Origin of the sequence: Hymenobacter lapidiphilus, assembly GCF_013377885.1 — a bacterium.
GTDB classification, from domain to species: domain Bacteria; phylum Bacteroidota; class Bacteroidia; order Cytophagales; family Hymenobacteraceae; genus Hymenobacter; species Hymenobacter lapidiphilus.
This window is the reverse complement of the sequence record NZ_JABKAU010000006.1, coordinates 150,845-165,869: the sequence shown is the minus strand read 5'-3', so window position 1 is coordinate 165,869 and position 15,025 is coordinate 150,845. Positions and strand designations below refer to the sequence as shown.

The window sequence follows — 15,025 nt, the reverse complement described above, 5'->3', positions numbered from 1 at the left end:
TTTCCGTGAACGGTAGAAATCAGCTCGGCACCTGGTGGCCAGTTGGCCTCAATGGGGCAGCGCGAGTTTAAGAAACCCGTCTACGATTCAAAGTTTACGAAACGCGCCAAGTAGATGAGTTTCGTAAACTCCCAAACCGGAGCCTGGTCCCTCGGCAAAGTACCACGCTGGCCGTGCCCCAGCAAGAAGCCAAAAACCGCACATATTCCGAGGTGGGTCGGATAACACCGATTATGTAAAGAGACTATTCCTAAAATAACCTCTAGCTTCCTATTATTGTCCACTACTGTCTAAATGCTATTCCAGAAAGCTAAATTCATTGCGCCGCCAGCTACAAAAAGCCATAACTTGTTCTGTCCTTGGGTCTTACTAAAACTAAAGAAGTGAGATTGACCTCTGGCGAGACGGAAAGTATTCGGTTGAGGAAAAAGATGTTAGCGTGGTAAGGTCTTGCTATTCATCGAAGCTTTTCGCTGAGTTAAAAATGACTAGCCTCGTTGTCCTTTGGGCGCTTTGCTCGTAATGAGAGGTCATCAAACCCCCACTGCCTCGATGGCACGTCGGTAGCAGGCTTCATAAAGGGGATAAGTGCTGCTAAGAAAATGTTTGGCAGAGAACATCAGGCTGGGGGCAGCAGAGTATCTTTACCTCACTAGCACTTACTTGCTCGCGCAGTACAGCGGCTTGTTAACCCAACCCCAGCCTGGCATTTCGGTTGTTTGCTGATTTCGGCAGTCTTTCGCTTCCCCGGACTTCACCAGGGCTTCATTTCTGCCTGCCAGTTTTACGCCCACAATTTTCCTTCATGGCCGATTCTCTTGCTTCCGTCGATTTTCAAGGGCTGTTCCGGACGCTGCCGGGTGCCTACCTGCTATTGGCCCCCGATGGCACCATCCTCGACAACTCCGACAAGCACGTGGCCGTGTCGATGCTTCCCCGCGAACAGGCGGTGGGGCGCTACATTTTCGATGCCTACCCCGGCGACCCCCAAAGCCAGGCCGACCTGCTGGCCTCGCACGAGGAAGTGCGGCGTACTTTAAGGTCTCATGTGATGCCGCTGCTGCGCTACGACATTGCGCGGCCCGCCGCGCAGGGCGGTGGCACCGAGGAGCGGTACTGGCAGATTACCCACCATCCCCAGCTCGACGCTTACGGCGAGCTGCTGTACATTCTGCAAGCATCGGAGGACGTGACCGAGGCCACGCTGGCCGCCCGGCACGCCGCCGAGGTACAGCGCGAGCTCAATGAGGTCACCGAGCGCAACCGCTTCGTCCTCGAAAACCTGCCCATACTGGTATGGACCACCCAGCCCGACGGCACTGCCGAATTCTTCAACGCCCGCTGGACTGATTTCACCGGCCGCTCCCTGGCCGATACCTTGGGTTGGGGCTGGGTGGCCGACCTGCACCCCGACGATGTGGCCCCCACCACCGCCCGCTGGGAAGCCGCCCGCCAGCAGGGCAGCGCTTACCAGGCCGAGTACCGCATGCGGCGGCACGACGGCAGCTACCGCTGGCACCTGGCCACAGGTGTGCCACGCCTGGGTCCCGACGGTCAGATTCAGATGTGGGTGGGCTGCAATGCCGACATTCACGAGCAAAAACTTATGGTAACAGAGCTGCTGGAAGCCAATGAGCAGCAGGCCTTGCTTTCCGACCAGGCCTACGAACAGTACCAGTGGGCCCAGCAGCAGCGCCAAATTCTGCTGGACCTCTTTGCCGATGCCCCGGCCATGATTAGTGTAGTGCGCGGCCCCGAACATCGCTACGAGTTTGCCAACACTAGCTTTCAGGAGTCGGTGGGCCAGCAAGACCTGGTGGGCAAAACCGTGGCCGAGGTGTTTCCCGAAATTGTGAGCCAGGGCATCATTGCCATCCTCGATGGCGTGTTTAGTACCGGTGAGCCCATGGTGGGCAACGAGCTGTTGGTGCAGCTGGCCGGCCCCGACGGCCAGTTGCGCGACTGTTACTTCAACTTTTCCTACCAGCGCTTCGAGGAAAACGGCCGGCCAGCCGGTATCACAGCCTATGCCTCCGATGTGAGTGAGTTGGTGCGCACCCGCCAAGCCCTGGAGCAGCTCCGCGGCCAGACGCCGGACGTCCCCGCCGATAGCGACTTGGTCTTTTGAGCAAAGGCCTGCTCGTGCTTCCCCATCTACCCGCCTTCTGTAATCTCCGGCATGCCTCTCTCTTCTTTCGACTTTCAACAGGCCCGCGTCAAGCAAGTCCTTTTTAAGTCACGGCTGCGCTCGGTGCTCTACGGGGTGCGCGAAGCCGAGCCGGCCCTGTTTACCTACGCCGAAAACCCACTGGGCCAATGGATTCAAACGGTGTTAAAGCCTGAACTGGGCAGTCAGCCCGCCGTGCATGAGCTGGAAAACACGCTGCAGCAAATGCTGGGTACCAGCTTCGAGCTGGCCAACCGCTACCAGCGCGGCCTAATTGAGGAGGCCCGCGCCGGCCTCGACCAGATTAATACCTTCGCCGACCAGATCGAAAACCAGTTGCTTTCGCTGGAAAGTCACCTGTAGCCCAGACTGCAATGGTGCTTTGAACGAAGGAACCGCGTAACGTCAGTAGGACTTATGAGTTCGGACTGTTTTCGAGTATAGCAGGGGCATATTATGCATACAGGACTTGCGCAAAACGGCAACGAGACGCGAAGCCGAAGCTTCGCGTCTCGTTGCCGTTTTACTGAGTGAGGGTGTTCAATAAGATGCGGAACCAGAGCTTGGCGCTACAGGCTTGCAGCCTTCTTTTGCGTAAGCGCTATCGTTGAACGCCTACCGCTACCGCATCAATAGCCCGTTGGTAGCAGGCTTCATAAAGAGGCACCACGGTATCGAGAGCGAAGGTTTCGGCGCGGGCGTGGGCGGCAGCCTTGAAGCGGGGCAGGTTCTCGTCGTCGAGCACATACAGGGCGTTTTTTACCATGTCGGCCACGTCACCTACATTGCTGACCATGCCGGTTACGCCGTGCTCATTCAGCTCGGGAATGCCGCCGGCGTTGGTGCTGATAACCGGTACCTCGCAGGCCATAGCCTCCAGGGCCGCCAGGCCGAAGCTCTCCTTCTCGGAAGGCATCAGGAATAAGTCGGCAATGCTGAGCACTTCCTCCACGGCTTCGAGCTTGCCCAGGAAGCGGATATCCTGGCACAGGCCAATGTCGCGGCAGAGCTTTTCGATACGCGGACGGTCGGGGCCGTCGCCGACCAGCAGCAGCTTGGCCGGCATCTGGGCGCGCACGCCAGCGAAAATGTGCACCACATCATCCACCCGCTTCACCGAGCGGAAGTTGCTGGTGTGCACCAGCAGCTTTTCGCCCTCGGGGGCAATAGCGGCCTTGAAGTGGTTTTTGGCCTGCTTCTGAAAGCGCTCCAGATTGATGAAGTTCGGAATGACCTCGATTTCCTTCTCGATAGCGAAGTACTCGTAGGTTTCGCGCCGCAAATCGGCCGATACGGCCGTTACGCCGTCGCTCTGGTTGATGCTGAACGTAACCACCGGCTCGTAGCTGGCATCTTTGCCCACCAGTGTAATATCGGTGCCGTGGAGCGTGGTTACCACCGGAATGCGGATGCCGCGGGTAAGCAGAATCTGCTTTGCCATGAAGGCGGCCGAGGCGTGCGGAATGGCGTAGTGCACATGCAGCACGTCGAGCTTCTCGTTCTGGGCAATGTCCACCATTTTGCTGGCCAGCGCCAACTCGTACGGCGGAAACTGGAAAAGCGGATAGGGGGGGATGTATACTTCGTGGTAGAACAGGTTCTCGTTGAAGAAATCCAGGCGTACCGGCTGGCTGTAGGTAATGAAGTGGACGCGGTGTCCACGCTGTGCCAGGGCCTTACCCAACTCGGTAGCCACGACGCCCGAGCCGCCGAAAGTGGGATAACAGACGATGCCGATGTTCATGGGAGCTTTAGCTTGCGCCGTTGCGAGAACGGCTGAGGGAGTGAGGGGAATGATGTATTGCTGTAAGTGCAGAATTCACTATCAATTCTTTATCATAGCACCAATTGCATATAAAGCTTCTTCGTTTTGAGCGAGAATGTTACGTCTTCGCCAATTGCTAAGAGTAAGAATGTACATATAGAATCCTACTCTATTGTGAGCAACAAAGCAGTTGCTTCGCAAGACAAAGGAAGCGGTATCTTGAGAATGAGCTTTTAAGATTTTAAAAATGCTTTGCACACTATCAATCTCTATCAATTGCGAAAAAGCAGCACTGCGTATTATTGGATAGGGTGAATCTGTGAGTTCTCTTAATTCCTCAACACTTGCCAACTTCCTAAGAACTAAATAATGATGATAAGCGGCTGTAGGTATCCCCGCTAGACCTACCGGCTTTATATCTAGAGTGGAATCATTACTCATTGACTTGACGAGCTTGCGTACCGCAGCTCTGAGATGGTGGGTATTGTTAGTGGGTTGGGCGTAAACACTGTATGTAAGCCCAAGTGATAAAAGCAGCCAGAGTAAGAATTTCATATCATTCACTAGACAAAAAACCGGCGGCGAGTTGCTCCTAGCTGGAACGCCTCGCCGCCGGTTGCGGAATCAAATAAACGGAAATGCCGGACAACAGGTCATGACTTTTGCAGTGCCTTGTAAATGACGTCGTGAATACGGGTGCGGATGTTGTACTGCACCAGTTTCTTGTTGCCGGCGTCGGGGTATACGCGGTTAGAAAGGAAGATGTACATGATTTTGTTTTCCGGGTCCATCCAGACGCAGGTGCCGGTGAAGCCGGTGTGGCCGAACGTGCTGGCCGGCGACAGATTACTGGTGGGACCTTCGGGCTTGCTTGGGTCGCCCCGGTCCCAGCCCAGGCCGCGGCGGCTGCCCGCTTCGATACCACGGGCAAACTCAGTCACTATCGGCGTCTGGAAGAACCGCTGCCCGCCATAGCGGCCGTTCTGCAGGTTCATCTGCATGAGCACGGCCAGGTCGTTGGCGTTGGCAAACAGGCCGGCATGGCCGCCCACCCCGCCTACTAAGGCTGCAGTTTGGTCGTGCACGCTGCCCTGCAGCAGGGTGCGGCGGTAATAGGTGTCGTTTTCGGTGGGCGCAATGCACGACTTTGGAAACTTGTCGAGCGGGTTGTAGGTCATCGAGTTCAGGCCCAGCGGGCGGTAGAACTGCTTGGCCAGGAACTGCTCGATTGGCTGCTGGAGGAGCTTTTCGGCCAGTCGCTTCATCACAATGAAGCTCAGATCAGAATATTCGACCGGGTACTTGCCCTTCACTTTGGGCAGCAGCGCCGACTCCTGTACCCAGTTCCACACCGCATCGTCGGAGGAGGAGGCACTGAACAGGTTGGGCGTTACCTCGCGCGAGAATTTGGGCGACTCGGTGCTGGCGTAGAACTCGGGCTTGGGGCCGCTGCTGGTAATGGTTCGCTCCCAGGTGGGAATACCGGGCTTGAGGCCGGCGTGGTGCATGAGCACGTCGCGCACCGTCATGTCCTTTTTGTTGGTCGTCTTCAGCTCCGGGAGGTAAGTGGCTACCTTTTCATCAAGGCTGAGGCGGCCTTCATCCTTGAGCCACATAATGGCCTGGAGCGTGCCAGCGACTTTGGTTATCGAGGCCAAGTCGTAGAGCGTACCATTGTTGACGGCCTGGGTTTTGTCGTAGGTGTAGAATCCGTAGCTTTTGTCGAACACCACCATCCCGTCTTTGGCTACCAGCACCTGGCAGCCGGGGGCGGCGGCGTAGGCCACGGCCTCCAGGGCCACGTTATCAATCTGGGCCAGAATGCGGGAGTCGAGGCCTACTTCTTCGGGCGTGCCGTAGCGCAGGCGGCGAAAATCGGGGGTAGGCAGGCCCTGGCCGGCTTTCAGGTTTTCTGACACCGTAACCGGCAGACGGCCCTTGGCCGGCAGCGCCCCAAACAGCACCTGTGGCACAACCAGCTGCGAGGCGAAATTGTCTTCGTAGCCGCACACTAGGTTGCGGCTGGTTTCTACATTTTTGAGGGCGTAAGCATTGCCAAACATTACCACTACCGTTTTCAGGCGTGGGTTGGCCTGCAGCGTCTTCAGAAACTTCAGGGCCCCGTCGCCGAGCCCGTAGTTGTGGACCGGCGTGTTGTTCATATTGTGCAGGCTAACCACCACTACGTTGTAGGGCGCCAGCTGCCGGCCGATACGGTTGAAGGTAGAGTCGGGGGCGTAGCGGTTGGGCACGGCGTACACCGGTCCGCTCTGGTACTTGCCCATCGTTTCGCGGTAGGTATCCGCCTGCGAGCCAATGGTAATAGAGGCAATGCGCAGCGTATCGAGGCGCTGGAAGGGCAGAATATCGTCGTCGTTCTTAACTACCGTAACGGCGTGCTCATAAATCTGCTGCTGCACCATGCGGCTCAGGGGCCGGTTCAGGTTGGCCATCAGGTTGGGCACATCTACCGGGCGGTAGTGGTTGAGGCCGGCCCAGAACTTGGCCCGCAATATTTTGCGCACCCGCGAATCCACATCGGCCTGCGCCAGCTTGCCTTCTGCAATGGCCTCCTTTATCTTCTGCACGGCCATCGGCACATCCTCCGAAAACAGCAGTACGTCGTTGCCGGCCAGCAGGGCCAGGGCATCCAGCTCGCCGCCCTTGTACAGGTTCGATACGCTCTTCATGTTGAGCGCATCGGTGAACACCAAGCCCCGGAAATCCATTTTCTCCTTGAGCAGGCCGGTTACCAGGTTGGGCGAAATGGTAGCCGACAGCGTGCGGCTGGTATCGAGCAGCGGCACGTAGAGGTGGCCTACCATCACGCCCATCACGCCCTGGTCGATGGCGCGGCGGAAGGGGTAGAGGTCGATGTTGGTGAGGCGGGACAGGTCAGAGTTGATAACCGGCAGCGCTACGTGCGAGTCCACGTCGGTGTCGCCGTGGCCGGGGAAGTGCTTGACCACGGCCATCACGCCGTGGTCTTGCAGGCCGCGGATGTAACGCACGCCGCGGGCGGCTACCTGCTCCTTGTCTTCGCCGAACGAGCGGTTGCCGATAACCGGGTTGCTGGGGTTGGAATTGACGTCGATGACGGGCGAGAAGCTCACGTGGACGCCCAGCGTTTTGAGGTTGAGCGCAATTTCGCGGCCCATCTGGTACACGTACTCGTCGTCGTCCATGGCGCCCAGCGTCATGCCTTTGGCAAAGTGCATGCTCGAATCGAGGCGCATATCGAGGCCCCACTCGGCGTCCATGGCAATAAGCAACGGCACCTTGGAGGCAGCCTGATAGCGGTTGGTCAGGCTGGCCTGCCGGCGCGGACCGCCCTGCAGAAACATCAGCCCGCCAATGCCATAGTTCTTCACCAGAAACTCGGTGTACTGAACGTGCTTACGGTCTTTGTTGGAGTAGGCGGCCACCATAAACAGCTGGCCCAGGCGCTGTTCGGGCGTGAGGCCCGTAAACACGCTGTCAACCCACTGCTGCTCGGCGGCAGTCATAGGCCGGCCCATGTCGGCCGGCGGTGGGGCGGAGGAGGAAACAAACAGGCCGGTGAGGGCCAGGACCAGCAAAAAAAGCCCAATCCTAAATTCTTTGCGCATCGGCCCCGGTGATTCTGACTAAATTGGTACTAACGGATGACGAGCCGAAAAAAAGTAATTTTGCTCCTTCAACCAAGGTCTGGACAATAGTTGGCCGCATGTTACGCAACCGTTACCGCCTTTACAACCCGGCCGCTCACCCCGCCCAACGCCGAAGCTAGCCGATTGGTGTCGGCGCGGCCTGCCAAAGTTGGCTGCAAACTTACGGAGAAATTCCCGACGCCGGTTGTTATCAGGCGGATAGAATCAAAATGCCAGCCGTAAAAAGGGCAAAAAAAGAATGTGTTATGCTGAACGTAGCGGAGCGGAGTTGACGTATTGCTACCGCTTTGTTGCAGTGATAATGCAATGAAGTAGTAGAGATGCTTCGGCTGCGCGGACGCCAGATGAGGCATGACGATTTGCTATTACCCCTTACCCCTTCACCTGCTATATTCTAGCTCCCAACTCCTCGCTTCCTCTAAAAATGCCCGATATTATTCAACTGCTGCCCGAGTACCTGGCCAACCAGATTGCGGCCGGCGAAGTGGTGCAGCGCCCGTCTTCGGCCGTAAAGGAGCTGCTCGAAAACGCCGTGGACGCCGGTGCCACCCAGGTGCAGCTGATTGTGAAAGACGCCGGCAAGCAGCTGGTGCAGGTAGTGGACAACGGGGCCGGTATGAGCCCGACCGATGCGCGCATGAGCCTGGAGCGCCACGCCACGAGTAAAATCCGCACCACCGACGACCTGTTCCGCATCCGGACGCTGGGTTTCCGGGGCGAGGCGCTGGCCTCCATTGCCGCCGTGGCCCAACTGGAGTTGCGCACCAAAACCCGCGACCAGGACACCGGCACGCTGCTGCTGGTAGAAGGCTCGCAGATTACGAGCCAGCAGCCCGTGGCCTGCCCCGACGGCACGAGCATCAGCATGAAAAACCTGTTTTTCAATGTGCCGGCCCGCCGCAACTTCCTCAAGAGCAATGCCGTGGAGATGCGGCACATTCTCGACGAGTTCCAGCACGTGGCGCTGGCCAATCCGGGTATTGCGTTTTCGCTGTTTCAGAACGACCTGGAGGTGTTCAACCTGCCGGCCGGCAAGCTGGGGCAGCGGATTGTGGCGCTGCTGGGCAACGGCTATAAGGAGCAGCTGGCGCAGGTGGACGAGGAAACCCCGTTTCTGACGGTGCACGGCTTTATCGGCAAGCCCGAGTCGGCCAAGAAAAGCCGGGGCGACCAGTTCTTCTTCGTCAACAACCGCTTCATCCGCTCGGCCTACCTCAACCACGCCGTGCTCACGGCCTACGAGGGCCTGCTGCCCAAAGACACGCATCCGTTCTACGTGCTGTTTCTGGACCTCGACCCCAAGAGCATCGACATCAACGTGCACCCCACCAAAACCGAAATCAAGTTCGAGGACGAGAAAACGGTGTACGCTATTGTGCGCTCGGCCGTAAAGCAGAGCCTCGGCTTGCACAACATGGCGCCTTCCCTCGATTTTGCGGGTGATGTGAACTTCGGTGCCATCCGGCCGCTGCAGCTTTCGGGCAACGAGCGGAACCCGTTCGACGACAATGCCGGCCGGCCCGATGCGCTGGCGGCTGCGGCCAGCGCCGCCAATAGCCTGGCTAACCCGCGCTCCGCCGGCCGAACCGCCAGCGCCTTCGAGCGGCCCCTCACGCCCCGGCCCACCGAGCAGGCCAAGCAGGAGCTGGAGGATTTCTACCGGAGCCTAAGCCGAGTAAATCTGCCCGACGTGGAGCACGAGGCCACCGCCGCCGGCGTAACCGTGCCCAAGGTGCCGGTGTTGCCGCCACCCACCACGCCGCCCGCCGCCGAAATCGTAGACCCCGAAACCGGCGAAGTACTGACCTCCGTTCCGGCCGAAGCAACCCCGCCCGCGCCGGAAACAGCGCCGCAACCGGCCGCCCCGCTGGCGGGCACGGCCGCCGCGCCCGAGCTGCCGCTGCTGGAGTCGAGTACCGGACCGGGCAACAAGGTGCTGCAGCTGCACCAGCAGTATTTGCTGGTGCCGGTGAAGTCGGGCGTGATGCTGATTGACCAGGTAGCGGCCCGCGAACGAATCCTGTTCGAGCAGTACGCCCAGGCCCTGGAGCGCGACGTGAGTGCCTCCCAGACGCTGCTGTTCCCGCGCACCATCACCTTCACTCCCCAGGATTTTGCTATTCTGCGCGAAGTAGAGGACGCGCTGCGGGCCCTGGGTTTCCGCTTCACCGATTTCGGCCGCCACACCATTGCCGTCGAGGGCATCCCGGCCGATGTGCCGGCCCGCGACGAGAAGGAGCTGCTGGAGGGCCTGATTGAACAGTTCCGCAACGGTGGCTCCGTGAAGCTTGACCGGCGCGAGCAGATGGCCCGCGCCCTGGCCCGCCGCGTGGCCGCCAGCGCCGCCGGAGCCCGCCTCTCGGAGCGCGAAATGACGACCATCGTCGACAAGCTCTTTGCCTGCAGCGTGCCCAACTACACCCCCGACGGCCGCCGCACCCTCGTACTGCTGGAGTTAGGCCAGCTACGGGAGCTATTCGGGTAGAATAGGGTTAAAAAGGCGCGGCAAAAAGAGAACGTCATGCTGAGCGGAGTCGACGCATCTCTACCGCTTCCTTGGAAATAACGCCTCATCTGGAACAACGGCTCAACGAAGCGGTAGACATGCTTCGACTCCGCTCGGCTTCGCTCAGCATAACGTTCCTTTGTATTCTTGTTCTCTACTGCTCGCTCTCCGTTTCCTGCTTGCAGTTCCTTCCTTCTCGCTTCTAGCTCCCTCTATATGTTTCAACTCACGCCGACGGTTCGCAACCTGCTCATCGCCAACGTGGTATTTTTTCTGCTGGACAATCTTATGCCGGGTGGGCTGGGTCTGTTGGCGCTCTACCCGGTGGGCTCCCAGTTTTTCCAGCCGTGGCAGTTTCTAACCTATATGTTCATGCACGGCGGCATCGGGCATATTTTCTCCAATATGTTTGGTCTGATGGTATTCGGGCCGCTACTGGAGCAGCGCTGGGGCGGGCAGCGGTTCCTCACATTCTGGCTGATTTGCGGGCTCGGTTCGGGTATGCTTTATTCGGGCCTGCGCTATTACGAGATGAACAAGATGCGCCACGACATTGAGGTCTTCCAACAAGACCCTTCAGATGTGCATTTGATGGATTTCGTGCAGAACAATTTCAAAGCCTATGCTGAGGCCTACAAGCCTAACATAAGTCAGCTTCATGAAACGCCTAATGATCAGCGCCTAATTCAGGATATTCTTACTGATATGGGCAAGGCATATGAAGGCAGCCTCAACTTGCCGATGGTGGGAGCTTCAGGGGCCCTGTTCGGGGTACTGTTCGCCTTTGCCTACCTGTTTCCGAATACCACGCTCTTTATATTTCCGCTGCCCGTACCCGTCAAGGCCAAATATCTGGTGCCGGTTTATGGTCTGTACGAACTCTACAGCAGCGTTAATCAGGTTCCTGGCGATAATGTGGCCCACTTTGCCCACGTAGCCGGTTTGCTGGTTGGTTTCGTTCTGGTGATGTTCTGGGAGCGGGGCCGCAAGCAGTTTTACTAGTATTTCGGTTATAGTTGCTCGTTTTTTGCTTTTCGTTGTTTAAAGAACTCAGCGGAAAGCAGCAAATCACAACGAGCCACCGCCCGCGAGAAACGAATAACAAGAAACGACCAACGAGATGAGTGTTTTCAACGATATCCGCACCGCGTTCAGCCGCCGCGATAATGCGCTCAACCAGCTGCTGCTCATCAACGTGCTGGTGTTCGTGTTTCTGGTGCTCACCGAGGCTATCATGTTCCTATCGGGGGCACAGTACTACCCCAATATCATCCGCCAGTTTGCGCTGCCCTCCGACCTGCCCGGCCTGTTGCGGCACCCCTGGACGGTGCTCACCTATGCCTTCACTCACGAGAAATTTCTGCACATATTCTTCAACCTCATCAACCTGTATTTCTTCGGGGCATTAGTGCGCGAATACCTAGGCGACCGGCGCCTGGTAAGCGTGTATATTCTGGGTGCGCTGGCCGGGGCGCTGTTTTTCGTGCTTGCCTACAACCTGCTGCCTGCCCTGAGTCCGGCTCTGGGTACTACCGTAATTGGGGCTTCAGCGGGCGTTACGGCCATTATTATGGCTGCCGCCACTCTTATGCCCGAGTACCAGTTCAACCTGATTCTGCTCGGCCCGGTGCGCATCAAGTACATTGCCGCCGTTGTGATTGTGCTGTCGGTGCTGGCCATCAACCAGGGTAACCCCGGCGGCGGCATTGCCCACATCGGTGGGGCAGTGCTGGGCTACATCTTCATCCGGCAGCTGCGCGCCGGCCGCGACCTGGGACGCCCGGTGCAGGCCGTGGGCGACTGGGTTGGCCGCTTGTTCTCCAAGCGCCCTAACCTGCGCGTCACGCATCGTACCCCTGCCGCAGCCTCCGTTGCTACCGCCAAAGGCACCGCCCCCGCCGCCAGCCGCAAAGCCAGTACCTCCCAACCCGCCGAAGAGGAAATCGACCTCATCCTCGACAAAATCTCCCATTCCGGCTACGAAAGCCTCTCTAAGGAAGAAAAACAGAAGCTATTCAAAGCCAGTCAACAATAAATCACAGATGTGGCAGATGGTGCAGATAACGCAGATTCGTTTTGGAGGTTAATTTGTGCTGATTGGCTGTGCTCTCACGAACTTTCGGGTTGATAGGAGCACAGGATTTCAGTTGAAAATGACTTTAGCTGAACTATACCAAAAAAGCCAAACGGCCGCCCTGCATGATGCAGGGCGGCCGTTTGGCTTTGCAGAGAACTGGAAAACCGGGAGTCCGGTATGCCTCTAAGCTCTAAGCTCTAAGCTCTAAGCGTTGGCTTGGTTCATTTTGTCCAGGGCATCCATTACCTCTTTCACGTGGCCGCGGGAGGTTTCGAGCAGGGCTTTCTCGTCGTCGTTGAGCTGCAGCTCAATCACTTTCTCGATGCCGTTTTTGCCCAGGATAACCGGAGCACCGAGGTACACGCCGTCCATGCCGTACTCGCCTTCGAGCTTCACACACACGGGGAACACGCGACGCTGGTCGCGTACAATGGCTTCTACCATCTGGGCGGCAGCCGCGCCGGGCGCGTACCAGGCCGAAGTGCCCATCAGTTTCACCAGCTCGCCGCCGCCTACGGCCGTGCGCTGCACGATGGCGTCAAGCTCCTCTTTGCCGATGAGTTCGGTAACGGGAATACCGCCCACAGTGGTGTAGCGGGGCAGGGGCACCATGGTGTCGCCGTGGCCACCCATGAGCACTGCCTGAATGTCTTTGGGGCTCACGTTGAGCGCCTCCGCCAGGAAGGCGCGGTAGCGGGCCGTGTCGAGGATGCCAGCCATGCCGAACACCTTGGTCCGGTCGAGGCCGGAGGTAAGGTGGGCCTGGTAGGTCATCACGTCGAGCGGGTTGCTGACGATGATGATGATGGCGTTGGGCGAGTGTTTCACTACCTGCTCGGTCACCGATTTTACGATGCCGGCGTTGGTCGAAATCAGGTCGTCGCGGCTCATGCCGGGCTTGCGGGGCAGGCCCGAAGTAATCACTACTACTTCCGAACCAGCGGTGCGCGAGTAGTCGTTGGTTACGCCCACAGTGCGCGAGTCGTAGCCGATAACAGGGGATTTCTGCCAGATATCGAGGGCTTTGCCTTCGGCGAAACCTTCCTTAATGTCAACCAGAACAATCTCGTTGGCAATTTCGCGGGTGGCCAGTACATCGGCGCAGGTCGCGCCTACATTGCCGGCTCCAACTACGGTAACTTTCATTGAGCGGTGGAATTTGGGTGTGGATATTGGGATGCGCGTAAAGCTACGGCATAGAGTTTAGAAGTCAGGAGTTGGAAGTGAGAAGGGAGTACAGAGAAGTGAGTGGTGAGAAGAAAGAACGGTCATTCTGAGTGCAGCGCAGCGGAGTCGAAGAATCTCTACCGCTTCGTTGCGTCCGACTGAGTTACCATTGCAGTAGATATTCTTCGACTGCGGCTGCGCCCCTGGCTCAATTCGCCACATGCTCAGAATGACGTTCCTTTTCTCCCCTCCCCAACTCACATCCGCCGCACCAGCAGCACCCGTTCCGTCTCGGGCGATACCTTGAACCGGTCGTCGGGGCGGTGGCCGATAACCCACACGATTTTGCCGTCGGCCGACACCAGTACCCACACGCTGTCTTTTAGGTTGAGGGGCACTTTCTGGTCGATGAGGAAGTCGGAGAGCAGCTTTTTGCCCTTCATGCCGATGGGCATAAACCAGTCGCCTTCCTGCCAGGGACGCACCGTGAGCGGGAATTTGAGCACATCGGCGTCGAGGGCGGCCAGGGCTTTACCGCGGGGCGGCTCGTAGCCTTCCGGCACTTCGAGCAGCTCGGTGCGCAGGTGCAGGCCATCAATTTTAAGTACTTCCTGGCCCGCTTGGAGCTGGTAGGTACCGAACTGGCTGAGCCGGCGCGGCGTGATGACGAGCTGCTCCCGATCCTTCACCAGCAGGTGGGTCGGCGACTCGAAGCGGCGGCCCGGCTCGGCCCCGAAGCTGCGCACGATGTCCTTTACCACCGGGTAGGCGAAGCCGAAGGGCCGCAGCAGCTCGTGCAGCACCAGGGCCGTAGCGGCGGTGTTCTGCAGCAGCCGGATGTCGAGGTAAGTGGCTTCGGGTTCGGTGCGCTGGGCCTGGGCGGCGGTGTCGGCCACGTAGCGGCGCACGATTTCCTCGGCCCCGCCCACCCGCTCGGCCGTGGTGCTCATGGTGTGGTCGAGGTTGGGGTTGATGTCGCGCAGCACCGGCAGCACCTCCAGGCGCAGGCGGTTGCGCTGGTATACCGGCGAGTCGTTGCTGGCATCCTCACGCCAGATGAGGCGGTTTTCCACCACATAGTCGAATAAATCGGGCTTGCTCACGGCCAGCAGCGGGCGCACGAGGTGGCCGGTTTTTGCCCGGATGCCATGCAGCCCGGCCAGGCCGGTGCCGTGGGTGAGGTTGAGCAGCATGGTTTCGGCCGCGTCGCGCTGGTGGTGGGCGGTGGCAATGGCGGCGTAGCCCTGCTGGGCCCGCACCCGCTCAAACCACTCGTAGCGCAGGGCCCGGGCCGCCATCTGGGTTGAGATGCCCTCCTGCTCGGCGAACTTCTTGGTCTGGAAGAACTCGGCGAAGTAGGGCGCCTTGTACTGCTGGGCCAGCTTGCGCACAAACTCCTCGTCGGCGTCGGCCTCCTCACCGCGCAGCCCGAAGTGGCAATGAGCTACGGCAAACGGCTGCTCCAGCCGGTGGAGCACGTCGGCCAGCACCACCGAGTCGAGCCCGCCACTAACGGCCAGCAGCAGGGTATCGGTGGGGGAGAAGAGGGTGTGTTCCTGAATATAGGATTGAATCTGGTCGAGCATGGGGGAGTGGGTATCGGCGCAGGTGGCGGCGTATTCTGCCAGCATAAGTAGAGGCGGGGCTGGCCCCCGCCCGGCGTTGAACGGTGCAAGTCGGTTTCGTTCAGTGG

Annotated in this window: 10 protein-coding genes; 5 read left to right on the top strand and 5 right to left on the bottom strand. The window is 58.8% G+C overall.

Features of this window, described 5'->3' with window-relative positions:
* Positions 1-805 precede the first annotated feature (805 nt).
* Entirely contained in the window at positions 806-2,128 is a 1,323-nt protein-coding gene (locus tag HW554_RS05035; RefSeq protein WP_176907387.1) for a PAS domain-containing protein, read from the top strand.
* A gap of 51 nt (positions 2,129-2,179) precedes the next feature.
* A complete protein-coding gene (locus HW554_RS05030; RefSeq protein ID WP_176907385.1) occupies positions 2,180-2,530 on the top strand; it encodes a hypothetical protein in 351 nt (116 codons plus the stop codon).
* A gap of 238 nt (positions 2,531-2,768) precedes the next feature.
* Here the strand turns inward: HW554_RS05030 and bshA are convergent, their stop codons facing one another.
* From bshA to HW554_RS05015, 3 genes are all read right to left on the bottom strand, one after another.
* Entirely contained in the window at positions 2,769-3,911 is a 1,143-nt protein-coding gene (bshA, locus tag HW554_RS05025) for an N-acetyl-alpha-D-glucosaminyl L-malate synthase BshA (protein ID WP_176907383.1), read from the bottom strand.
* Between the two features lie 81 nt (positions 3,912-3,992).
* Positions 3,993-4,487 (bottom strand): hypothetical protein, encoded by a 495-nt coding sequence (locus tag HW554_RS05020; RefSeq protein WP_176907381.1) that lies wholly within the window; start codon positions 4,485-4,487, stop codon positions 3,993-3,995.
* Positions 4,488-4,585: 98 nt separating this feature from the next.
* Positions 4,586-7,540 (bottom strand): glycoside hydrolase family 3 N-terminal domain-containing protein, encoded by a 2,955-nt coding sequence (locus HW554_RS05015; protein ID WP_176907379.1) that lies wholly within the window; start codon positions 7,538-7,540, stop codon positions 4,586-4,588.
* 466 nt (positions 7,541-8,006) lie between these two features.
* Between HW554_RS05015 and mutL the strand changes: the two genes are divergently transcribed.
* The 3 genes from mutL (at position 8,007) to HW554_RS05000 (ending at position 12,123) form a co-directional block, all read left to right on the top strand.
* Positions 8,007-10,067: a DNA mismatch repair endonuclease MutL gene (mutL, locus tag HW554_RS05010; RefSeq protein ID WP_176907378.1), complete on the top strand. Its 2,061-nt coding sequence runs from the start codon at positions 8,007-8,009 to the stop codon at positions 10,065-10,067.
* A 168-nt stretch (positions 10,068-10,235) separates the two neighbouring features.
* Positions 10,236-11,090, top strand: coding sequence for a rhomboid family intramembrane serine protease (locus HW554_RS05005; RefSeq protein ID WP_246285110.1), 855 nt, complete (start codon positions 10,236-10,238; stop codon positions 11,088-11,090).
* Positions 11,091-11,208: 118 nt separating this feature from the next.
* On the top strand, positions 11,209-12,123 hold the full coding sequence (locus HW554_RS05000) for a rhomboid family intramembrane serine protease (protein WP_176907375.1): 915 nt from the start codon (positions 11,209-11,211) through the stop codon (positions 12,121-12,123).
* Positions 12,124-12,369: 246 nt separating this feature from the next.
* Here HW554_RS05000 and mdh read toward each other — a convergent pair whose 3' ends face one another.
* Both mdh and tilS read right to left on the bottom strand, forming a co-directional pair.
* Positions 12,370-13,311, bottom strand: a complete 942-nt coding sequence (gene mdh, locus HW554_RS04995) for a malate dehydrogenase (RefSeq protein WP_176907373.1) — start codon at positions 13,309-13,311, stop codon at positions 12,370-12,372.
* Positions 13,312-13,589: 278 nt separating this feature from the next.
* Complete coding sequence (gene tilS / locus HW554_RS04990; RefSeq protein WP_246285109.1) at positions 13,590-14,963, bottom strand: tRNA lysidine(34) synthetase TilS; 1,374 nt, start codon at positions 14,961-14,963, stop codon at positions 13,590-13,592.
* Positions 14,964-15,025 lie beyond the last annotated feature (62 nt).